The sequence below is a fragment of the Chromobacterium sp. Rain0013 genome (assembly GCF_015291765.1).
Classification (GTDB): domain Bacteria; phylum Pseudomonadota; class Gammaproteobacteria; order Burkholderiales; family Chromobacteriaceae; genus Chromobacterium; species Chromobacterium haemolyticum.
On the sequence record NZ_CP031514.1, the window covers coordinates 2,127,135 to 2,147,989 of the forward strand.

The 20,855-nt window shown below is 61.7% G+C and carries 16 protein-coding genes; 8 read left to right on the plus strand and 8 right to left on the minus strand.

Annotation, left to right across the window (positions count from 1 at the left end; translation table 11 throughout):
- Nucleotides 1-251: 251 nt before the first annotated feature.
- On the plus strand, nt 252-1,022 hold the full coding sequence (locus tag DXT74_RS10000) for a FadR/GntR family transcriptional regulator (RefSeq protein ID WP_196783855.1): 771 nt from the start codon (nt 252-254) through the stop codon (nt 1,020-1,022).
- A gap of 114 nt (nt 1,023-1,136) precedes the next feature.
- The gene (gene dctA, locus DXT74_RS10005; RefSeq protein WP_043633077.1) at nt 1,137-2,456 is read left to right on the plus strand and encodes a C4-dicarboxylate transporter DctA; all 1,320 of its coding nucleotides are present in this window, start codon (nt 1,137-1,139) and stop codon (nt 2,454-2,456) included.
- A 221-nt stretch (nt 2,457-2,677) separates the two neighbouring features.
- Here dctA and lipA read toward each other — a convergent pair whose 3' ends face one another.
- The 4 genes from lipA to DXT74_RS10025 all read right to left on the minus strand — a co-directional run bounded on the left by lipA (nt 2,678) and on the right by DXT74_RS10025 (nt 6,002).
- The gene (gene lipA / locus DXT74_RS10010; protein WP_081556283.1) at nt 2,678-3,625 is read right to left on the minus strand and encodes a lipoyl synthase; all 948 of its coding nucleotides are present in this window, start codon (nt 3,623-3,625) and stop codon (nt 2,678-2,680) included.
- Nucleotides 3,622-4,245, minus strand: a complete 624-nt coding sequence (gene lipB, locus DXT74_RS10015) for a lipoyl(octanoyl) transferase LipB (protein WP_043633083.1) — start codon at nt 4,243-4,245, stop codon at nt 3,622-3,624. Before lipB ends, lipA begins: the two co-directional genes overlap by 4 nt.
- A gap of 16 nt (nt 4,246-4,261) precedes the next feature.
- Entirely contained in the window at nt 4,262-4,528 is a 267-nt protein-coding gene (locus DXT74_RS10020) for a YbeD family protein (RefSeq protein WP_194427860.1), read from the minus strand.
- A 328-nt stretch (nt 4,529-4,856) separates the two neighbouring features.
- The gene (locus tag DXT74_RS10025) at nt 4,857-6,002 is read right to left on the minus strand and encodes a D-alanyl-D-alanine carboxypeptidase family protein (RefSeq protein ID WP_194427861.1); all 1,146 of its coding nucleotides are present in this window, start codon (nt 6,000-6,002) and stop codon (nt 4,857-4,859) included.
- 228 nt (nt 6,003-6,230) lie between these two features.
- Between DXT74_RS10025 and ilvA the strand changes: the two genes are divergently transcribed.
- Together ilvA and DXT74_RS10035 are read left to right on the plus strand one after the other, a co-directional pair.
- Nucleotides 6,231-7,760 carry a threonine ammonia-lyase, biosynthetic gene (ilvA, locus tag DXT74_RS10030; RefSeq protein WP_043633563.1) on the plus strand — a complete coding sequence of 510 codons (1,530 nt, stop codon included), beginning with the start codon at nt 6,231-6,233 and terminating at the stop codon, nt 7,758-7,760.
- Between the two features lie 64 nt (nt 7,761-7,824).
- The gene (locus DXT74_RS10035) at nt 7,825-8,472 is read left to right on the plus strand and encodes an HAD family hydrolase (protein WP_194427862.1); all 648 of its coding nucleotides are present in this window, start codon (nt 7,825-7,827) and stop codon (nt 8,470-8,472) included.
- Nucleotides 8,473-8,536: 64 nt separating this feature from the next.
- On the opposite strand, the gene DXT74_RS10040 is transcribed toward DXT74_RS10035, so the two are convergent.
- The gene (locus DXT74_RS10040) at nt 8,537-9,667 is read right to left on the minus strand and encodes a M14-type cytosolic carboxypeptidase (RefSeq protein ID WP_019101298.1); all 1,131 of its coding nucleotides are present in this window, start codon (nt 9,665-9,667) and stop codon (nt 8,537-8,539) included.
- A 140-nt stretch (nt 9,668-9,807) separates the two neighbouring features.
- Nucleotides 9,808-10,362, minus strand: a complete 555-nt coding sequence (locus DXT74_RS10045) for a phasin family protein (protein ID WP_019101299.1) — start codon at nt 10,360-10,362, stop codon at nt 9,808-9,810.
- 200 nt (nt 10,363-10,562) lie between these two features.
- On the opposite strand from DXT74_RS10045, the gene phaR reads away from it, so the two are divergent.
- The 3 genes from phaR (at nt 10,563) to rimO (ending at nt 14,277) form a co-directional block, all read left to right on the plus strand.
- On the plus strand, nt 10,563-11,129 hold the full coding sequence (gene phaR / locus DXT74_RS10050; protein ID WP_019101300.1) for a polyhydroxyalkanoate synthesis repressor PhaR: 567 nt from the start codon (nt 10,563-10,565) through the stop codon (nt 11,127-11,129).
- Between the two features lie 302 nt (nt 11,130-11,431).
- Entirely contained in the window at nt 11,432-12,733 is a 1,302-nt protein-coding gene (locus tag DXT74_RS10055) for a tetratricopeptide repeat protein (protein WP_194427863.1), read from the plus strand.
- 218 nt (nt 12,734-12,951) lie between these two features.
- Nucleotides 12,952-14,277 carry a 30S ribosomal protein S12 methylthiotransferase RimO gene (gene rimO, locus DXT74_RS10060; protein ID WP_194427864.1) on the plus strand — a complete coding sequence of 442 codons (1,326 nt, stop codon included), beginning with the start codon at nt 12,952-12,954 and terminating at the stop codon, nt 14,275-14,277.
- A 59-nt stretch (nt 14,278-14,336) separates the two neighbouring features.
- Here rimO and hypF read toward each other — a convergent pair whose 3' ends face one another.
- Nucleotides 14,337-16,628, minus strand: coding sequence for a carbamoyltransferase HypF (gene hypF, locus DXT74_RS10065; RefSeq protein ID WP_194427865.1), 2,292 nt, complete (start codon nt 16,626-16,628; stop codon nt 14,337-14,339).
- A 368-nt stretch (nt 16,629-16,996) separates the two neighbouring features.
- Here hypF and DXT74_RS10070 point away from each other — a divergent pair, with 368 nt between their 5' ends.
- On the plus strand, nt 16,997-19,492 hold the full coding sequence (locus DXT74_RS10070) for an EAL domain-containing protein (protein ID WP_043633096.1): 2,496 nt from the start codon (nt 16,997-16,999) through the stop codon (nt 19,490-19,492).
- Nucleotides 19,493-19,550: 58 nt separating this feature from the next.
- On the opposite strand, the gene serS is transcribed toward DXT74_RS10070, so the two are convergent.
- Nucleotides 19,551-20,837 (minus strand): serine--tRNA ligase, encoded by a 1,287-nt coding sequence (gene serS / locus DXT74_RS10075; RefSeq protein WP_194427866.1) that lies wholly within the window; start codon nt 20,835-20,837, stop codon nt 19,551-19,553.
- Nucleotides 20,838-20,855 lie beyond the last annotated feature (18 nt).

The following is a 20,855-nucleotide window of genomic DNA, read 5'->3' on the forward strand; positions in this document are numbered from 1 at the left end:
CTGCGCTGCGGCGATACGGCGTTAAAAACTAGCTCAAAAGGCTCATGTACCGCTGGGACATTCCGCAGACAAGCCCCACAGGCAAGCCGACGGCCTGCGGCCCGATGGCATCAGTGGTAAGTTCTGCCGTCCGGCGTGTTGCAGAAATGTCACCGGCGGCTATGCCGCAACTGGCTTGACCGCAGGCGATTCTGGATGACGGCGGCGCCGCTTGGTCTTTGGCAAAGGATTGGTCTTACTGGTAATACCAGTTGGACCAGTGTAGCGTGCCGTTTATGACTAATCATCTTCTTGATCGCCTGCCCGTCATGTTCACTTCTTCAAAACTGGGTGATGTTGCCGCTCGCAACATCCTTGATGCAATTAAGCGCGGTATTTGGCTGCCTGGAGAGATGCTGCCGTCGCAGCGGGATCTGGCCGAGCAGTTTGGCATCAGCCGCCCGCCGCTGCGTGAGGCGATTTCTGTGCTTGAGGCCTTGGGTTTTGTCCGTTCCCATCCGGGTAAGGGTGTGTTTGTGGTCAGCGCCGATCCGCAGGGGGAGCCGTTCGCGCCGCCGACTGTGCGCCCGGAGGATGTGTTCCAACTTCGCCTGGCGCTGGAGCCATTCGTGGTGGGCTTGGTTGCGCAGTCGATCGCTTCCGAAGAACTGATGCAGTTGCGGCTGACGCTGTTGGATATGCGTGAGGCGTTGGAGGCCGGCGAAATGGCCGCGGCGGTGGAGGCGGACATCCTGTTCCACCGGCAGTTGGTGGGGTTTAGCCGCAATCCGGTGTTCAAACAGTCCATGGAGCAGGCCAGCGAGGCCATCGGTCACGCACGCGCCATCATGCTGGCGCGGCCGCAGGAGTTGCAGGCGGCGCTGATTGAGAAAGAGGCCATTTTGCGGGCCATCAAGGCGCATGACAGCGCGGCGGCCAGCGCCGCCATGCAACAGCACATCATTCATGCTTGCGAACGCTTGGGGATTCCGGTTCGTGGCACGTCTGTCGTCTGGTCACAACAAGGGGAGGGTGGTACCTAAGCCAGTTGGGTGTTGGAAGCCGTTTCCGGAAGGCCGCCGCGTCAACCGTTTTGGCCTGGATGACTTGTCTGGGCGGCTTCTCGCCATGCCTCCTCATTAGGAGAAAGGGAAGCTATGCTGCGTTTGACTAAGAAGTCGTTGTTTGTACGAGTCATGATCGGACTTGTCCTCGGCATCTGCGCCGGCTTGTTGTGGCCGGAACAGGCTCTACAGTTGAAACCGTTGGGAGATGGTTTTATCAAGCTGATCAAGATGCTGATTGCGCCGATTGTATTCTGTGTGGTGGTGAGCGGGATTACCGGCGCGGGTGACTTGAAAAAAGTGGGCCGGGTGGGGTTGAAGGCCATTGTCTATTTTGAGCTGGTCACGACTCTGGCGCTGGCTTTGGGCCTGCTGTTGGCTCTGCATAGCAGTATCGGTTTAGGGATGAATGTGGATGTCGGCTCCTTGGATACCCAGGCTATGGCTGCTTATGCTGACAGGGCCCAAGCTTTGCAGCATGGCAGCGCCTGGTCGTTTTTCATGAACTTGATTCCCGGCACGGTGTTTGGCGCGCTGGCCTCGGGCGATATCTTGCAGGTGTTGGTGTTTGCCTTATTGTTTGGTTGCGCCTTGAATCTAGTGCGCGATTCCGCTGGTGGAGTGATTCGGCTGGTGCATGAGGCGGGCCATGTGTTTTTCAAGCTGATCGGCCTGGTGGTGCAGCTGGCGCCGCTGGGGGTGTTCGGCTCCATTGCCTTTACCACCGCCAGTTACGGGGTGTCGTCCTTGCAGCAGCTAGGCGGTCTGGTGCTAATGTTTTATCTCACTTGCGCTTTGTTTGTGCTGGTGGTTTTGGGGACGATTTTGCAGTTGGCCGGCCTTAACATCATCGCGTTTTTGCGCTACCTGAAAGACGAGCTGTCTATCGTGATGGGGACGGCCTCATCGGATGCGGTGTTGCCACAGGTTATGCGCAAGCTTGAGCATCTGGGCATTGGCAACGCCACTGTGGGCCTGGTGATTCCGACGGGGTATTCGTTCAATCTTGATGGTTTTTCCATTTATCTGACACTGGCGGCAGTGTTTATCGCTCATGCCACCAATACGCCGCTGTCCAATTACGATTTATTGACCATTTTGGCGGTGTCGTTGGTGACCTCCAAGGGCGCGCATGGCGTTCCTGGCTCGGCCTTGGTGATTCTGGCGGCGACGTTGTCGGCGATACCGGCCATTCCGGTGATCGGGCTGGTACTGGTGTTGTCCGTGGACTGGTTCATGGGCATTGCTCGGGCCTTGACCAATTTGATCGGCAATTGCGTGGCCACGGTGGTGGTGGCGCGCTGGGAGCGGGATATGGACCTGGCGCGGGCGCGTAATGTGCTGGGGCGCAAGCAGGGCTATGAATATGTGGCACAGCCAGCTGTAAGTGCCGGTTCCCTGGCGGATCGTTGAGCCAGGTTCTTGCGGCTGGCGGCTTTGAGAATGTTCCCGCTTTAGTGGGGCGCCATGCGCGTTGAAGGCCATCGTACGGGGCCGAGGCATCTGGGCGTCTATCCTTGCCGGATGCGCGTAGAAAACGCCATAAAAAAAGCCTGATCATGAATGTGATCAGGCTTTTTTAAGTTTGGAGCTCAATGCCAGCCCGCGTTATTGGGCTGCCATTAAAATGTCACTTACACGCCGGCTTCGTGTGCCTGCACATCCGCGTGGTAGCTGGAACGCACCATCGCGCCTACCGCGGCGTGGACGAAGCCCATTTCATAGGCTTTTTTCTCGAACATCTTGAACACGTCCGGATGCACGTAGCGCAGTACCGGCAGGTGGCCGTCGGATGGCTGCAGGTACTGGCCTATGGTCAGCATGTCCACATTGTGGGCGCGCAGGTCGCGCATCACTTCCAGGATTTCCTCGTCGGTCTCGCCCAGGCCCACCATCAGGCCGGATTTGGTGCGGACATTGGGGTTCTTGGCCTTGTAGTCCTTCAGCAATTGCAGCGAGTGAGCGTAATCCGAGCCAGGGCGCGCCTGCTTGTACAGCCGGGGCACGGTTTCCAGGTTGTGGTTCATCACGTCCGGCGGCGTTTGGCTCAGGATGTCGACGGCCACGTCCAGGCGGCCGCGGAAGTCCGGCACCAGGGTCTCGATCTGGGTGTTGGGGGACATTTCGCGCACCGAGTTGATGCAGTCGGCGAAATGCTGGGCGCCGCCGTCGCGCAAATCGTCGCGGTCCACCGAGGTGACCACCACGTATTTCAGCTTCATCGCGGCCACGCTCTCAGCCAGGTGGCGTGGTTCGTCCGGGTCCAGCGGGTTGGGACGGCCGTGGCCCACGTCGCAGAACGGGCAGCGACGGGTGCAAATGTCGCCCATGATCATGAAGGTGGCGGTGCCTTTGCTGAAACATTCGCCAATGTTCGGGCAGGTGGCTTCCTCACAGACGGTGTGCAGCTTTTGTTCGCGCAGAATCTGTTTGATTTCGTGGAAGCGCTGGCCGTTGGGCAGCTTGGCGCGGATCCATTCCGGTTTTTTCAGCTTTTCGTCCAGCGGGACGATCTTGATGGGGATGCGGGCGGTTTTGGCCGCGCCCTTGTGTTTGACCCCAGCCTGGTTTTCCGGCTTCATGTCAGTTCCTTGGTGCTGTTCAGGAGGCGCTCCAGATGCGGCAGCAGCGTATCGGCGGCGGCGGCAAGGCTCAGCTCCACTCCCAGTTGTTTCAGGTCGGTCACCTTGAGGTTGGCGTAACCGCAAGGGTTGATGGAATCGAAAGGCTCCAGGTCCATGTCCACATTGAAGCTGAGGCCATGGTAGACCGCGTGGTTCTTGATGCGCAGGCCCAGCGAGGCGATCTTGGCGCCGGCCACGTAAACGCCGGGCGCGTCCACATCGCCGTTGCCGTGAATGCCCAGCTCCGCCAGCGTGTCTATCACCGCCTGTTCGATGCGGCGCACCAGCTCGCGCACGCCTATGCCCATGCGCTTGAAGTCCACCAGCAGGTAAACCACCAACTGGCCGGGGCCGTGATAGGTGATCTGGCCGCCGCGGTCTGTTTTCACTACCGGGATGGCGGTGGCGTGCAGCAGGTGTTCCGGCTTGCCGGCCAGGCCCTGGGTGTAGACGGGCGGGTGTTCCACCACCCACAGTTCGTCGGGGGTGTCTGCGTTGCGGGCGTCGGTGAACGCCTGCATGGCGCGCCAGGTTGGTTCGTAATCCACCCGGCCCAGATGTTTGACGATGCGCGACACGGCAATCTCCAGGCGCTTAGAGCACCATTTTCACCATCGGATGGCCGGTCAGCGACAGATAGATGTTGTCCAGCTGTTGACGCGAAGTAGCGGTGACGGTGACGGTCAGCGCGTAGAAGCGGCCATTGGAGCTTTCGCGCAGCGTGACGTCGTGGTCGGCCAGGTCTGGCGCGTTGACGCGCACAACCTCGGTGATGGTGAGGACGAAATTCTCGTGGCGCTCGCCCATCACCTTGATGGGGAAGCGACAGGGGAATTCCATGAGTTCCTGTTTTTCAGACATATTCAATCAAATCCGCTAACAACGTGTTTACGATTTCGCAGTCAAGAGCGAGACAAGGCGAAAACAGCTGAGAAAGCGGAGTGTACACACGGTACATGAGCATCTCGAAGGCGTTTTCAACGCTGTGTCGCCGAAGCGCAGCAGATCGTAAACAGGTTCTAAAGACGCCGCGCCCGAAACGGGCAAAGGCGCAGCAGCCAGTTGTACTGCAAACCGGGCCATCCGCGCCAATACATTTTACGGTCGTCTTTATTGCTAAAACGTCACATCATAATACAGCAGCGGCGTCCGGGCGATGCCCGGCGCCGCGATCAACGGCGGACGCCGTTTATTTCCAGCCCAGCATCAGCTTGATGCTGTCCCACAGCCGGCTGAAGAAGCCGCCTTCTTCCACTGCTTTCAAGGCCACCACCGGGCGTTCGAACAGCGGCTTGCCGTCCAGGGAAACCACCAGCTTGCCCACCACCTGGCCGGCTTTGACCGGGGCGATCAGCGGCTGCATCGTGGTCAGGTCTGCCTTGAGCTTGGCGGCCTGGCCCTTGGCCACGGTGGCGAAGACATCGTTGGCGAAGCCGACGGAAACGGTTTTGGCCGCGCCCTTGTAGATGGGCAGCTCGGACACCGGTTTGGCGCCGCTATACAGTTTGGGCGTATCGTAAAACTGCAAGCCGTAGTTGAGCAGCTTGGAGCTTTCCACCGCGCGCGCCTCCGGGCTGGCGGTGCCCACCACCACCGAAATCACGCGACGGCCGTCGCGATGGCTGGTGGTGATCATGTTGTAGCCGGCGCTGTCGGTGTAGCCTGTTTTCATGCCGTCGACGTTGGGGTCGCGGTAGAGCAGCAGGTTGCGGTTGGGCTGCTTGATGTTGTTATAGGTGAAGGACTTGATCGAGTAGATCGGGTAGAACTCCGGAAAGTCGCGGATCAGCGCGCCGGCCAGAATGCCCAGATCGTGCACGGTAGTGTAGTGCTCCGGATTCGGCAGGCCGGTGGCGTTGCGGAACTGGGTGTTCTTCATGCCCAGCTTCTGTGCCTGCTGGGTCATCACTTGTGCGAACACTTCTTCGCTGCCGGCAATGGCTTCGGCCAGCGTCACGCAGGCGTCGTTGCCGGATTGCACGATCATGCCCTTGATCAGGTCATCGACTTTGGCCGGGACCTTGGGGTCCAGGAACATGCGCGAGCCTTCGGTCTTCCAGCCCTTTTGCGACACCGTCAGCGTTTGCTCCAGGGTCAGCCGCTTTTCCTTCAAGGCCTTGAAGGTGAGGTAGGCGGTCATCAGTTTGGTCAGCGAGGCCGGCTCCACGCGGGTGTCCGGGTCGCGCTCCGCCAGCACTTGTCCGCTGTTGAAGTCGGTCAGGTAATAGGCCTTGCCGGCGATCTCGGGCGCGGGCGGCAGGAAGGCGGCGGAAGCGAAAGAGACGGACGGCAGCGCGATCGCCGCTGCCGTGAGAATGCTGGTGAATGTTTTCATTGTTCCTATGGGCAACGCTGGGGGTTGAAGTCCAAATAGTAGCCGTTGATTATACACGCGGATTGCCGTCCGGTTGCCGCGAAGTGGCGATTTTCTGTGGGCGGGACGGCTGGGGCCGTTGCGATGCCGCAATGCAACAATCCAATATTATCAAGGCTTCCCGTTCAGTTGGAGTTCCTGCTACTCTGGCAGTTCAAGGAAAATAATGATCGGGACAAAGGCTTTGCCATGCAAGAGAAGCAAGACTATCTGGAACGCATCCTGACGTCGCGGGTTTACGACGTCGCCATCGAAACGCCGCTGGAGCTGGCGCCCAATCTGTCGCGCCGCTATCGCAACACGATTCTGCTCAAGCGCGAGGATCTGCAGCCGGTGTTCTCCTTCAAGCTGCGCGGCGCCTACAACAAGATGGCCAAGCTCAGCGCGGAGCAGCGCGCGCGCGGCGTGATCACCGCCAGCGCCGGCAACCATGCGCAGGGCGTGGCGCTGTCCGCCAGCAGGCTGGGTTGCGAAGCCACCATCGTGATGCCGGTGACCACCCCGCAGATCAAAATCGACGCGGTCAAGCAATACGGCGGCCTGGTGGTGTTGCATGGGGACTCTTTCAACGAGGCCTTTCTGCACGCATCCGAATTAGCCGCTCAAAACGGCATGACGTATATTCCTCCGTTCGACGATCCGGACGTGATCGCCGGCCAGGGCACCATAGGCATGGAGATTTTGCGTCAACATCCGGACGGCTTGAACGCGATCTTCGTCGCCATCGGCGGCGGCGGTTTGGCTGCCGGCATCGCCAGCTTCATCAAACGGCTGAAGCCGGACATCAAGGTGATTGGCGTGCAGCCGGTGGATTCCGACGCAATGCGTCAATCCATCGCCAAGGGCGAGCGGGTGGAGTTGAAGGACGTGGGCTTGTTCGCCGACGGGGTGGCGGTGAAGCTGGTGGGCGAGGAGACCTTCCGCATCTGTCGCGAATTGCTGGACGAGATCATCCTGGTGGACACCGACGCCATCTGCGCGGCGATCAAGGACATCTTCGAAGATACTCGCTCCATCGTGGAGCCGGCGGGCGCCTTGGCGGTGGCCGGCGCCAAGGCTTACGTGGAGCGCGAAGGCTGCGTGGACCAGACTCTGGTGGCGATCTCCTGTGGCGCGAATATGAATTTCGATCGCCTGCGCCATGTGTCGGAGCGTTCCGAGCTGGGCGAGCGGCGCGAGGCCATCATCGCGGTGACCATTCCGGAAAAACCGGGCAGCTTCAAGCGCTTCTGTACCGTGATCGGGGGCCGCAACATCACCGAGTTCAATTATCGCTTTGCCGATCCAGGCACCGCTCATGTCTTCGTCGGCGTGCAAATCAGCGGCAAGCAGGACCTGGAGGGCATACTCGCCAGCCTGAACGCTCACGAGCTGGAGAGCATTGACCTGACTGATAATGAGCTGGCCAAGCTGCATATTCGTCATTTGGTGGGCGGCCATGCGCCGCAGTTGAAGGACGAGCGGGTGCTGCGCTTCGAGTTTCCGGACCGTCCCGGCGCGCTGATGCGTTTCCTGGAAGCGATGAGCGTGGACTGGAACATCAGCTTGTTCCATTATCGCAATCACGGCGCGGATTACGGCCGCGTATTGGTGGGCGTTCAGGTGCCGGCCAGCGACGATGCCGAGTTCCAGCGCTTCCTCGATAATCTGGGCTATCCCTATGTCGAGGAAACCCAGAATCCGGCTTACAAGCTGTTTCTGGGCAAGACCATACGTTGAACCGGGCCGGCGGGCTGCTTATGGTCAGGCAGCCTGACGTCGCGCTCCTTCATTGAAGCGAATCATGATCAAGGCAGTTCTATTCGATCTGGATGGCACCCTGGCCGACACCGCGCGTGATCTGGGCGCCGCGCTCAACCGCTTGTTGGCCGAGGAGGGCCTGCCGCCGCAGCCTTACGCGGCGGTGCGGCCCATCGCCAGCCATGGCGCGCGCGGGCTGGTCAGCCTGGGTTTCGGCATAGACCGCGAACATCCTCGTTTCGAGGAGTATCGTTTGCGCTTCTTGGATCATTACGAGCACAGCTTCGCCGACGAGACTGTATTGTTCGACGGCGTCAATGGCCTGATCCAGGGTTTGATGGACAAGGGGCTGACGTGGGGCATCATCACCAATAAGCCGATGCGCTTCACCGACCGCTTGGTGCCGTCGTTGCGTTTTATCACGGCGCCGGCGGTGACGGTCAGCGGCGACACCGTGGGCGTGCCCAAGCCGGACCCGCGGCCGATGCGTTATGCGGCCGATCAGATCGGCATCGCGCCCGAGCATTGCCTGTACGTGGGCGACGCCGAGCGCGACATCGCCGCCGGCCGCAGCGTGGGCATGAAAACGGTGTTGGCCAATTGGGGTTACATTGCCGACAGCGACCGGCCGGCGGAGTGGGGCGCCGACCTCGCCATTGATTATCCGCTGCAATTGCTCGACCATGTTTGAGCGGCGGCGGGAATGAAAAAAGCCACGGTGTCCCGTGGCTTTTTTGTTTGCGGCCCGATGGCTCTCAGGCGCGCAGGTTTTGCGCTATCGCATAGATGGGGGACAGGGCCGCCTCGCCCAGGCGCAGGCTGCGCTGTCCGCTCCAGCCGAAGTCGTCGTCCGGCAGATTGGCGTTGTCCTTGAACGGCATTTCCAGCGTGAAGGCGAGACAGCCGAAGTTTTCGCATACCCAGTTGGTGGCGATGGTCATATTGGCCTTGCCCGGCGCGTTGCGCGGGTAGCCGTGCTCGGTCTGGTAGTCCGGGCTGGCCAGCAGCAAGTGGTGGCGGAACTGGTCGGCCAGGGTTTCCAGTCGCTCGTTCCACGACGGCACGCCCTCGGTGCCGGCCAGGAACACATAGGGGATGTTCTCATCGCCGTGGATGTCCAGGAACAGGTCCACGCCGGTTTCCTGCATCTTGTTGCGCACCGCCAGCACTTCCGGGCTGGTTTCCGCGCTGGGGTTGGCCCATTCACGATTGAGGTTGGCGCCCGCGGCGTTGGTGCGCAGGTTGCCCAGCACCGAGCCGTCCGGATTCATGTTCGGCACCACGTAGAAGGTGGCGCGGTCCAGCAGCGCGCGGCTGGTGGGGTCTTGCGGGTCCAGCAGGCGATTGAGCAGGCCCTCGATAAACCATTCCGCCATGGTTTCGCCGGGGTGCTGGCGGGCGATGATCCAGATTTTCAGATCCGATTCCACCTCGTGGCCTATGGTCAGCAGATTGATGTCGCGCTGCTGCACGGTAAAGCCCAGGTCGCTGACCTGACACAGGCCGGAGCCTTGTGCCTGGCCTATCAGGTTCAGATGCTGATCGTAGGAATAGGGTTCGAAATAGGCGTAATAGATGCTGCCGGACAACGGCACATGATCTATCGTCATCACCCCGTTTTCGTAGTGGGTGGGCACGCGGAACCAGTTGATGCGGTCGTAGGAGGCCACCGCCTGGTAGTCGATCCAGCCATCCGGATACGCGCTTTGGCCGGCGTTCAGAAAGTTGAAGGTGCAGTGCTGATAAGCGGCGCCTTGCACGCGGAAGTAAAACCACTGGGCAAATTCGGCCGCATTGTCGCGGCGGATGCGCAGTTGGATGTCTTCGTAGTTGTCGGCGGAGACGATCTCGATGCTGCCGGCGTCAAAGTTGCTGCTGATTTTCATGCGCTGAACCTATTGGTTTCCTGAAACGTGCTTAAGGCTGCGATTGTAAACCTGTCGTCGCTCACATGCCATCCTCCGGCGCAAGGCAAAGAAAAACCCCGTCGGCTGGACGGGGTTGTGCTTTAGCCTTAAAACTGCGCTTAGGCGGTGGGCGCGCGCTTGCTGGCGGTCTTCACGGCATCGGCGGTGGCGCTGGTGGCGGCCTTGACGCTGCTGTCGGTGAATTCCACCACTTGCTGGGCGGCTTTGCTGAAGGTGTTGACCGCGGCGGCGGCGGCGGCCACCGAGCTCTTCACCGCGTTCAGCGCGGCGTCGGAGCCGGCCGGAGCATTCTTGGCCGCGGACTCGATCGCGCCGATCAGCGACTTGTTGAAGCTGCCCAGGTTTTCTTCAGCCAGCTTGGTCAGTTCGCTTTGAGCGGAGGAAACGATGTCGTACAGATTGCGGGAGTTGGCCAGAGCGGTGTCGATGTTCTGGGTGGCCAGCTTGTTCAGATGGCTGACCGCTTCTTGCGGGTCGGTCACGCCGCTCAGTTGCTTGGCGATTTTGACGTTTTCTTCCAGCGACTGCTTGGAGATTTCCAGGTTCAGCTTGACCAGGCGCTCGGCGCTATCCAGAGTGATTTGCGAAAAGCGGAAAATGGTTTCCAGACCGTTGAGGGACAGCTTGTTCAGTTGCTCATTGCTGATGGACATAATGTATTCCTCCGCTGTGGGGTGAGGCCTTCTAAGGAGATAGTCTGAATCAAAAATTTTGCACTGCACAATGACGTCTAAATGTATCATGCAATGCAGCAAAATTGGGAGCATTGACTGAAGATTTACTCTAGCGTGTTGTATTTATGATAAATTGCCGGCACACGGCACACCGTAACAAAATAAACCGGGAGCGTTACATGAGTGTTGAAAAGCGGGTCATCAAAAAGTACCCGAACCGCCGGCTGTACGATACCGCCACCAGTTCCTACATCACCTTGGGGGATGTGAAGCAATTGGTGCTTGATAATGTGGATATTCAAGTCGTCGACGCCAAGAGCCAAGAGGACATCACCCGCAGTGTGCTGTTGCAGATCATCCTGGAGGAGGAGAACGGTGGCATGCCGATGTTCAGCTACGAGGTGCTGACCCAGTTCATCCGCTCTTACGGCCAGGCCATGCAAGGCATGATGGGGCCTTTCCTGGAGAACAATCTGCAACTGTTCGCCCAGCTGCAGCAGAAAATGCAGGAACAAACCCGCGCGATTTACGGCGACAACACCATGTTGAACGCTAATCTGTGGGGGGAGTTCATGAAATTTCAGGGGCCGGCGGTGCAGAACATGATGGCCAACTACATGGAACAGAGCACCAGCATGTTCCTGGACATGCAGAACCGGATGCAGGAACAGACCAAGCAACTGTTCGGCGGCTTCGCCTTCCCGGCATACAAGCAGGGCGGCGAGGACGACAAAGACCCGTCCTAAAAACCTGTTTACGATCTGCCGCGCTTTGGCGATGTGGCGTTAAAAGCGGCTTCGGAAAGCGGATGAGTTTTCCGAAGCTTCGCTAAGCGCAGCAAAGATTGAGTAGAGGCGGCCGGCTGGAATGGCCGCCTGTCCGTTTCCATCCGCCGCTCCCTTGGAGGGCTTGCCATGCTTACCCCCGCATGCTGGATGCCGGGCGCCGTTGACGGCGTCTATTTCTCTCGAGCGGCGTTCGCCGCGTTTCGTTTTCCCCTGTTTTCATTAGATGATTCAAACCGGCTGCGCCGGCAAGGCGCCGCGACATGTCCGCCGAGGACTTGAACGCCTGCTTGCGGGAGGCGCAGCGCAGTCATTTAGAGGGGGACTGGGCGGAGGCAGAACGGCTCTACCGCTCCTGCTTGCGCGATTGGCCGGCTTGCGCCGCCGCCAAATCCTTCCTGGCTTTCCTATTGCTGCAGACTCAGCGTCCAGGGGAGGCTGAATCTTTGTTGAGCGAGGCGATTTGCTCGGAAACAGGCCATGCGGACTGGCATTTCAGTTTGGGCATGGCGCAGGCGCGACAGGGGCGCTTGGGCGACGCGCGGCGGGCTTTCGCCGCGGCTGCGGAGCTGGACGGCGGACAGCCTATGTATTGGACCAACCTGGCCGCCGCCTGCGAGCAGGGTGATGATTTAGCCGCCGCGGAACAGGCTTGCCGGCAGGCGCTGGCCGTGGACGGAGCTTGCGCCGACGCGCACTTTCTGCTGGCTGGATTGTATTTGCGCCAGGAACGCCATGCCGAGGCGCGGCGGCACAACGCGTTGGGCATCGTGGCGCGGCCCGCCGAGCATGGGCCGATTGCGCGCATCGAGGCCTACTGCGAGTTGGACCGGCGCGAAGAAGCCTTGGCGCTGCTGCGCGGCTGGCTGGCGCAGGCGCCGGATGATCCGGTGGCCTTGCACCTGCTTGCCGCCTGCGGCGGCGCGGAGCCGCCGCCGCAATGTAGTCCCGAGTTCATCCGGCGGACTTTCGACGCCAACGCCGAGGCGTTTGACGCGACTCTGGCCAGCTTGCGCTACCAGGGGCCGCAGTGGCTGGCGCAATGCCTGAAGCGGTTGGGGCCGCCAACGGCCGCTCTGGAGGTCCTGGATCTGGGCTGCGGCACCGGGCTGGCCGGCGTTGCGCTGCGGCCGTACGCGCGTCGTTTGCAGGGGGTGGATATCAGCGGAGAGATGCTGGGGCGCGCCGCAGCCAAGAGCGTGTACGACGCCTTGACTCAAGGCGACATCATTGAATTCCTGGCGGAGCTGCCTCCGGCTAGCGATCTGATCTGCTGCCTGGATACCCTCAGCTATTTTGGCGATCTGGGACCGGCCTTAAACTGGATGGCGCGCGCGCTCAAGCCGGGCGGCCTGTTGCTGTTCAGCATTGAGCGCGCGCTGAGGGCCTTGCCCGAAGGCCACCTGCTGCAGCCCTGCGGGCGCTATCTGCATGATCCGGACCGGGTGGAGGCGCAACTGACGGCGTGCCGGCTGCGGCTGTTGGAACGGCAAGACATGATGTTGCGGGAGGAAGCGGGGTGCCCGGTGCCCGGCGCCTTTTACTGCGCCGAACGTTTGGACTGAGCCCGCACGCTTGACGAGGCGGTGGTGGAGGCGCCGGACTTTAACTCTCAAGCGAGGTCTGAAAGGGGATCGTTGCTTGCCTGCATCCCTATCCTGCCCGGCGCGGGGCCGGTGAAAACGAATCGACAAGCCCCCGCGCTCCGAGTCCCTCGCAACGCTGCGCATCGCCTGTCAAATCGTTGTATACTCTCGCGTTTTTCTTCAGCAAGGCCATCATCATGGCAGACAAGATTCCAAGTATCGGCTTCGTGTCGCTGGGCTGCCCCAAAGCCTCTAGCGACTCCGAGCAGATCCTGACCCGCCTTCGCGCCGAAGGCTACGATATATCCGGCAGTTACGCCGGCGCCGACCTGGTGGTGGTCAACACCTGTGGTTTTATTGATTCCGCCGTGGCGGAGTCCCTGGACGCGATCGGCGAAGCCTTGAACGAGAACGGCAAGGTCATCGTCACCGGCTGTCTGGGGGCCAAGGGCGATGTGGTGCGGGACGCGCATCCGTCGGTCTTGGCCGTGACCGGCCCGCACGCCACCGACGAGGTGATGAGCGCGGTGCATGCCCATCTGCCCAAGCCGCATGATCCCTTCGTCGACCTGGTGCCGGACATCGGCGTGCGGCTGACGCCCAAGCATTACGCGTATCTGAAGATTTCCGAAGGCTGCAATCACCGTTGCACCTTCTGCATCATTCCGTCCATGCGCGGGGATCTGGAAAGCCGGCCGATTCACGATGTGCTGCGCGAAGCGGAGAACCTGGCCAAGGCCGGGGTCAAGGAAATCCTGGTGATCTCGCAAGATACGTCGGCTTACGGGGTGGACACCAAGTATAAGCTGGGCTTCCACAATGGCCGCCCGGTGAAGACCCGAATGACCGAGCTGTGCGAGGAACTGGGCCGCCACGGAATCTGGGTGCGTTTGCACTACGTCTATCCTTATCCGCACGTGGATGAGGTGATTCCGCTGATGCGCGACGGCAAGATCCTGCCCTATCTGGACATCCCGTTCCAGCACGCCAGCCAGAAGGTGCTGAAGCTGATGAAGCGTCCGGCCAATAGCGACAATGTGCTGGCGCGTATCAAGAAGTGGCGCGAGATCTGCCCGGAGTTGGTGATTCGCTCCACCTTCATCGTCGGCTTCCCCGGCGAGACCGAGGAGGACTTCGAAGAGCTGTTGACCTTCATCCGCGAGGCGGAGCTGGACCGCGTAGGCTGTTTCACCTATTCGCCGGTGGAAGGGGCCACCGCCAACGATTTGCCGAATCCGGTGCCGGAAGAGGTGAAGGAAGCCCGCAAAGAGCGCTTCATGGCGGTGCAGGAAGAGATCAGCGCGCGTCGCCTGGAGCGCCGCGTCGGTCAGACGATGCAGGTATTGGTGGACGAGATCGACGACGAAGGCACGGCGATTTGTCGCAGCTACGCGGATGCGCCGGAGATCGATGGTCTGGTGTTCGTCGAGGATGCCGCGGACATGCGCGCGGGCGAGTTCTATTCGGTGAAGATCGTCGATTGCAGCGAGCACGATTTGTGGGGCGAGCGCTTACAGTCTTAAGACGCTGATTGGGCCGATCTTCGCGGCGCGTCGCCTTCGGGCGACGCGCCGTTTTCATTTCAGCTCCGGCGCAGCAGGCGCTGGCGGGCCACCCAGGCCTGGCCCAGGCTCAGGCCGCCGTCGTTGGGCGGCAGCTGTTCCGCTGTCAGCGGGCGCAGGCCGGCCTGTTCCAGCCGCGGCAGCAGTTGCGCCATCAGTTGGCGATTGCCGCAGCAGCCGCCAGCCAGCGCCACGATGCGGGTGCCGGTGGTGCGCGCCGCCTTGATGGCCCAGTCCGCCAGCGCGGCGGCCAGCGTGGCGTGCCACAGGCTGGCGATGGCTCGGTCGTCGTCCAGTTGGCACAGATGGCGCGCCAGCGGCGTCAGGTCCAGCAGATTGGCCTGGGTACGCCAGCCGCCGGCTAGCGGTTCGGCGGGCTCGGCTTGGGCTTCCAGCCTTTGCGCCGCTTCGCTCTCGAAGGTTTCCACCCCGCATTGGCGGGTCAGGCCGGCGACGGCGCCGAACCAGCGGCCCAAGCTGGTGCTGTCCTGGCAGTCTCGGCGGATAGAGAGCTGTTTCTCCAATTGTTGGGCGCCGGGCTGGGCCGCCAGCCGCGGCGGCAGCGGTCCCAGTTCCAGGGTTTGCCATAAAGCCACGGCCAGTTTCCAGGGCGGTAGCCGGCTGCGTCCCACGCCGGGCAGCGGCAACGGCGAGATGTGGCCGATGCGTTCGCAGCTGTCGCCGTCCACCAGCATCATTTCACCGCCCCAGGCGCCGTTGTTGTGACCCAGGCCATAGCCGTCCAGCGCCAAGCCCAAAGCCGGTTCCGCCACGCCGTGTTCGGCCAGCACCGCGCCCAGGTGGGCATGGTGGTGCTGAACCCGGATCAGCGGCACTTCCCATTGCTTGGACAGGTGTTCGGCCAGCATGCTGGAGTAAGTGCCGGTTTCCAGGTCGCAAGCCACTGCCTGCGGAGCGACGCCGGTGAGGTCGAGCAAGTGGTCGGCCGCTTGTTGCAGCGCCTCGCAGGTCAGAGGGTGGTTGAGCGCGCCGATGTACTGCGACACGAAGGCGTCCTTGCCGCGCAGCACGGTGGCGGTAGCCTTCATATAGGCGCCCAGCGCCAGTACCGGCGGGCCGTCCAGCGTCAACGGCACCGGATCCGGCACAAAGCCGCGAGCGCGGCGGAACAGCAGCGGCCGCCGCCGCTCCAGTGATACCACGCTGTCGTCGCAACGAGTGACGATGGCGCGGTTATGCAGCAGAAAGACGTCGGCTACCTGGTTCAGCCGTTCGCGGGCCTCTTGGTTGCCGGTGACGATGGGCTCGCCGGACAAGTTGGCGCTGCTCATCACCCATAGGCGCGAGCAGGGCTGGCGCAGCCAACTGGTCCCAGGCGGACGGCCCAGCGCTTCGTGGAACAGCAGCCATTGAAGCGGAGTGTAGGGCAGCATCACGCCCAGAGCCGACAGACCGGGTGCAATGTCCGGCAGCAGTTGGTCGGCTTCGGGTTTTTTGTTCAGCAGCACGATGGGGCGTTCCGGGCGTTGCAGCCAGGCGGCCTCTTCTTCGCTGACATGGCAGAGCGCGCGGATGGATTCCACGTTCAGCGCCATGATGGCCAGCGGTTTGCCGGGCCGGTGTTTGAGCCGGCGCAGCCGCGCCACCGCCGCCGGGCTGGCCGCGTCGCAGACCAGATGGAAGCCGCCCAAGCCTTTCATCGCTATGCTGCGACCCATATTGAGGATTTGCACCGCGCCCACGATGGGGTCGCCGTTCAGGCTCTGGCCAAAGCGGTCGGTCAGTTGCAGCTTGGGGCCGCACACCGGGCAGGCGGTGGGTTCGGCGTGAAAGCGGCGGCTGTTCGGGTCAAGGTATTCTTGGCGGCAGACCGGACACAGCGGAAAGGCCAGCATGCTGGTGTTGGCGCGGTCGTAGGGCAGCCGGTGGGTGACGGTGTAGCGCGGCCCGCAATCGGTGCAGTTGATGAAGGGAAAGCGGTAGCGGCGGTCGCCGGGGGTGAACAGTTCCTCCACGCAACGCGGACAGGTGGCTACGTCGGCCGGCAGCCGGGCGTGGGTGACCGCGCCGCTGCTTTCTTCTATTTGAAAGCGTTGTTCGGCATCGCGCAGCGGAATATCGCGCTCCTGCAGCGCGTCGATGTGCGCCAGCGGCGGCAGGCGGGTTCGCAGCGCCTGGCGGAAGGCGCTCAGCGCCTGCGGCTCGCCTTGCAGTTCCAGCGTGACGCCTTCGCCGCTGTTTCGGACAAAGCCGGTGAGGCCGCACTCGCTGGCCGTGCGCCAGATGAAAGGGCGGAAGCCGACGCCTTGTACCCGGCCTTGAACCGATAGGTGGATGCGTTGTTGGCTCATGGTGCTTGTGTCGCTGTATGGGTGGTTGGGCTGACCATGCGCATTGCCGCCGTTCCAACAAGTGATTTTGCTGCGCTGCGCAATACCTTTGTCATTTCCATGGCGAGTTTAAATTCGCCGATTCTGTTGTCAGCCTAGCAGCCGGGCTCCGCATCGCGCCTTGTCCTAGATCATGTATATGAGTATTTGACGATTTACTGAATGCAAAAGGAATGCTCCCTGCGGAGGAGCCGGCGGGCTTGAGGAGTGACAAGAAGCCTCGATGCCGCTATGGAGCGGGGCTGTTGCAATCCGACTACATGACGGCGATTTGCATCGTTATAATGCCATTTGGAATTTTTCCGTGAATAGCCCGGGTTGGATTGTTAATGTATTGCTTAAAACAGTGTATAAAAGAAATCTCTACCCCGGATATCCTGGCGTGCGCGGCGGATACGTCGCTGGCGGAGGCGGCGCGGCGCATGTTGCTGGCGGGCTGTGGTTCCATCGTGGTGCAGGACGAGGCGGGACGGCCGTTGGGGATTTGGACCGAAGCCGACGCGTTGGCGCTGGACCGGTTGGATGGCGTGGTTGGCATGAGGCCGGTGGGCGGCGCGATGAGCACGCCCTTGGTGGTACTGCCGCACGATCTGCCGGTGAGCGAGGCGGTGGCCCTGTTCCGCCAGCGCGGCATCCGTCATGCGCTGGTGGAGCAGGCCGGCAAGATGTGCGGCGTGGTGTCGCTGACCGATATCGTGTTGAGCCAGGGCAGCGAATCCTTTCTAAGCGTGCGGCGGGTGGTGGCGGACCGCGCCGCGCCCTTATGTTTGCTGGGCGCTCAGGGCTCGCCTGAAGAGGCGCTGGCCTTGATGCGGCGTCACGGCGCCACGGCTTTGGCTGTCAGTTTCGATAACGGGGACTACGGCATCCTGACCCTGCGCGATCTGTTGCGGCTGTTGGCCGAGGGACGAGCGCCGGCGACGCTGGCCGAAGCCTGCTCCTGGCCGCTGCTGGGTGTGCGCGAGGGCAGCAGCCTGTTGCAGGCCAGGCAGTTGATCCTGCAGCACAAGATTCGGCACCTGGCGGTGTACGACGTCGATGGAACGCTGCTGCAGTTGCTGGGGTTCCGCGACATTATCCAGATGGTGGAGCAAGAGTTTTTGCAGGAATTGCATTCCGCCTTGCGCGAGCGCGACGACGCGCTGTTGCATTCTCGGCGCAGCCTGTTGTTGGCGGACAAGGTGTTCGAGTCAACGCTGGAGGGCATCTTGATCACCGACGGCAACGGGGTGATCCAGATGGTGAACCCGGCGTTCAGCCGCATCACTGGTTACAGCAGCCAGGAGGCTCTGGGCCGCACGCCCGCCTTGCTCAAATCCGGCCGGCAGCCGGCGGACTTTTATCAGAAGCTGTGGCAAAGCCTGAAAGAGAGCGGGGTCTGGCAGGGCGAGGTGGTCAACCGCCGCAAGGGCGGCCTGTTGTACACCGAGCATCTGAGCATTACCGCCATCCGCGACGCGGACGGAGAATGCCTGCATTACGTGGCGGTGTTTTCCGACATCACCCAGCGCAAGCAGTCCGAGGAGCGGCTGCACTTTCTGGCCAATCACGACGCCTTGACCGGCTTGCCCAACCGGACCCTGTTCCTGGAGCGGCTGCAAGAGGCGATAGAGCGGGCGCAGCCGACGCGGGCACAGTTCGCGCTGCTGTTCGTCGACCTGGACCGCTTCAAGCTGGTCAACGACACGCTGGGACATCATGCCGGCGACGAATTGCTGGTGCGTATCGCCTCGGTGTTGCTGCAGTATGCGCCGCCGCACTCCACCGTGGCCAGGTTGTCCGGGGACGAGTTCATCCTGTTGCTTCCGGCGGTGGAGCGTGTGACCCAGGTGGCGGCGCTGGCGCAGCAGTTGCTGGACGGCGTGACCGAACAGTCCGGCCTGACAGGCCACGAGCTGTTCATCTCCGCCAGCATTGGCATCAGCATGTATCCGGAGGACGGAGTCAGCGCGGATGCTTTGTTGGTGAACGCGGATTCCGCGATGTACCAAGCCAAAGAGCGCGGCAAGAACAATTTTCAGTTCTACACCTCGGACATGAACGCGCGGGCGATGGAGCGGCTGAAACTGGAGTACAGCCTGCACCGCGCGCTGGCGCAGGAAGAGCTGGAAGTGTGGTATCAGCCCAAGGTGGAACTGGCCACGCAGCGGGTGGTGGGGGCGGAGGCTTTGCTGCGCTGGCGCCATCCCGAACTGGGGCTGATGGCGCCCGCCAAGTTTATCCCGATCGCCGAGGACGGCTCGTTGATGGTACCGATAGGCGAGTGGGTGCTGGACACCGCTTGCCGAGACTGGGCTCAGTGGCATGCGATGGGACTGGAACCCGGCCGCATCGCGGTCAATGTGTCCGGCCGCCAGCTCAAGTACGGCAGCTTCGCCGACACGGTGGCGCGCACGTTGCGCCGGCATGGCCTGGATAGCGGCGAGTTGGAGCTGGAGATTACCGAAAGCGTGGCGATGGACGAGGATAGCGGCATGGTGGAGGCTTTGCAGCGCTTGCGCGAGTTGGGCGTTTATCTGTCCATCGACGATTTCGGCACCGGCTATTCCTCGCTGTCCTATTTGAAGCGGCTGCCGGTCAAGGGCTTGAAGATCGATCGTTCCTTCATCATGGACCTGCACCATGACGGCGACGACGCCGCCATCACCAGCGCCATCATTTCGATAGGCCGCAGCCTGGGGTTGGAACTGGTGGCCGAGGGCGTGGAACTGGAGTCGCAGCGTGATTTCCTGCTGCGGCAGGGCTGCCGGCTGGGCCAGGGCTATCTATTCAGCAAGCCGTTGCCGCGAGCCGAGTTCGAGGCGCTGCTGGCGGCGCGGATGTGAAAAACGGCGCCCGCGATGGGCGCCGTTGTCTTGTGTCGGTCTTAAGCCAGGCTTGAGTTTAACCGCCGATTTTGTCGCGGCCGCCAAAGTAAGGCCGCAGCACCGCCGGGATGGTCACGCTGCCATCGGCGTTCTGGTAGTTTTCCAGCACCGCCACCAGAGTGCGTCCCACCGCCAGACCGGAGCCGTTCAGCGTGTGCACCAGCTGGTTCTTGCCGCTTTCGTCCTTGTAGCGCGCCATCATGCGGCGTGCCTGGAAGGCCTCGCAGTTGGAGCAACTGGAGATTTCGCGATAGGTGTTCTGCGCCGGCAGCCAGACTTCCAGATCGTAAGTCTTGGCGGCGCCGAAGCCCATGTCGCCGGTGCACAGCGTGATCACGCGGTAGGGCAGTTCCAGCGCCTTTAGGATGTTCTCGGCGTGGCCGACCATTTCCTCCAGTGCGGCGTAGGAGTCTTCCGGCTTCTCGATGCGCACCATTTCCACCTTGTCGAACTGATGCTGGCGGATCATGCCGCGGGTGTCGCGGCCGTAGCTGCCGGCTTCGGAACGGAAGCAGGGCGAATGCGCGGTCAGTTTCAGCGGCAGTTCCTCTGCCTTGAGGATGCTGTTGCTGACGGTGTTGGTCAGCGTGATTTCCGAGGTGGAGATCAGGTACTGGTCCACATTGCCTTCTTCGCCGCCCTTGGTCACCTTGAACATGTCCTCGGCGAACTTGGGTAGCTGGCCGGTGCCCAGCAGCGCGCTGTCGTTGACGATGTAGGGGGTGTAGTGCTCAACGTAGCCGTGATCGCCGGTATGAGTGTTCAGCATGAACTGGGCGATGGCGCGGTGCAGCCGGGCGATGTCGCTCTTGAGTACGGTGAACCGCGCGCCGGACAGCTTGGCGCCGGTGTCGAAGTCCAGGCCCAGCGGCGCGCCCACGTCGACGTGGTCTTTGACCTCGAAGTCGAACTGGCGCGGCACGCCCACGCGGCGCACTTCCACATTGTCGTTTTCGTCCTTGCCCGTCGGCACCGATTCGTGCGGCAGGTTGGGGATGGACATCAGCCAGGCGTCCAACTGCTTTTGCACCGCGTCGAAGCCTTGTTCGGCGGCTTTCAATTCATCGCCCAGCGTCGCCACTTCGGCCAGGATGGCTGACACGTCTTCGCCCTTGCCCTTGGCCACGCCGATCTGCTTGGAGGAGGCGTTGCGCTTGGCTTGCAGTTCCTGCATGCGGGTTTGCAGGGATTTGCGTTCGGACTCCAGCTGATTGAAGGCTGCGGTGTCCAGGGTATAGCCGCGGCCGGCCAGACGGGCGGCGACGGCTTCGATGTCGTTGCGAAGCAGATTGATGTCGAGCATGGTTAGGTTGGTCCTGTT

Excerpts from the sequence above, each read along its gene's own strand:
- dctA (WP_043633077.1), top strand. The coding sequence starts at position 1,137 with ATGCTGCGTTTGACTAAGAAGTCGTTGTTTGTACGAGTCATGATCGGA.
- DXT74_RS10055 (WP_194427863.1), top strand. The coding sequence starts at position 11,432 with ATGTCCGCCGAGGACTTGAACGCCTGCTTGCGGGAGGCGCAGCGCAGT.
- rimO (WP_194427864.1), top strand. The coding sequence starts at position 12,952 with ATGGCAGACAAGATTCCAAGTATCGGCTTCGTGTCGCTGGGCTGCCCC.
- hypF (WP_194427865.1), bottom strand. The coding sequence starts at position 16,628 with ATGAGCCAACAACGCATCCACCTATCGGTTCAAGGCCGGGTACAAGGC.
- DXT74_RS10020 (WP_194427860.1), bottom strand. The coding sequence starts at position 4,528 with ATGTCTGAAAAACAGGAACTCATGGAATTCCCCTGTCGCTTCCCCATC.
- DXT74_RS10070 (WP_043633096.1), top strand. The coding sequence starts at position 16,997 with ATGTATTGCTTAAAACAGTGTATAAAAGAAATCTCTACCCCGGATATC.
- DXT74_RS10040 (WP_019101298.1), bottom strand. The coding sequence starts at position 9,667 with ATGAAAATCAGCAGCAACTTTGACGCCGGCAGCATCGAGATCGTCTCC.
- ilvA (WP_043633563.1), top strand. The coding sequence starts at position 6,231 with ATGCAAGAGAAGCAAGACTATCTGGAACGCATCCTGACGTCGCGGGTT.
- DXT74_RS10025 (WP_194427861.1), bottom strand. The coding sequence starts at position 6,002 with ATGAAAACATTCACCAGCATTCTCACGGCAGCGGCGATCGCGCTGCCG.
- DXT74_RS10045 (WP_019101299.1), bottom strand. The coding sequence starts at position 10,362 with ATGTCCATCAGCAATGAGCAACTGAACAAGCTGTCCCTCAACGGTCTG.
- phaR (WP_019101300.1), top strand. The coding sequence starts at position 10,563 with ATGAGTGTTGAAAAGCGGGTCATCAAAAAGTACCCGAACCGCCGGCTG.
- lipA (WP_081556283.1), bottom strand. The coding sequence starts at position 3,625 with ATGAAGCCGGAAAACCAGGCTGGGGTCAAACACAAGGGCGCGGCCAAA.
- serS (WP_194427866.1), bottom strand. The coding sequence starts at position 20,837 with ATGCTCGACATCAATCTGCTTCGCAACGACATCGAAGCCGTCGCCGCC.
- DXT74_RS10035 (WP_194427862.1), top strand. The coding sequence starts at position 7,825 with ATGATCAAGGCAGTTCTATTCGATCTGGATGGCACCCTGGCCGACACC.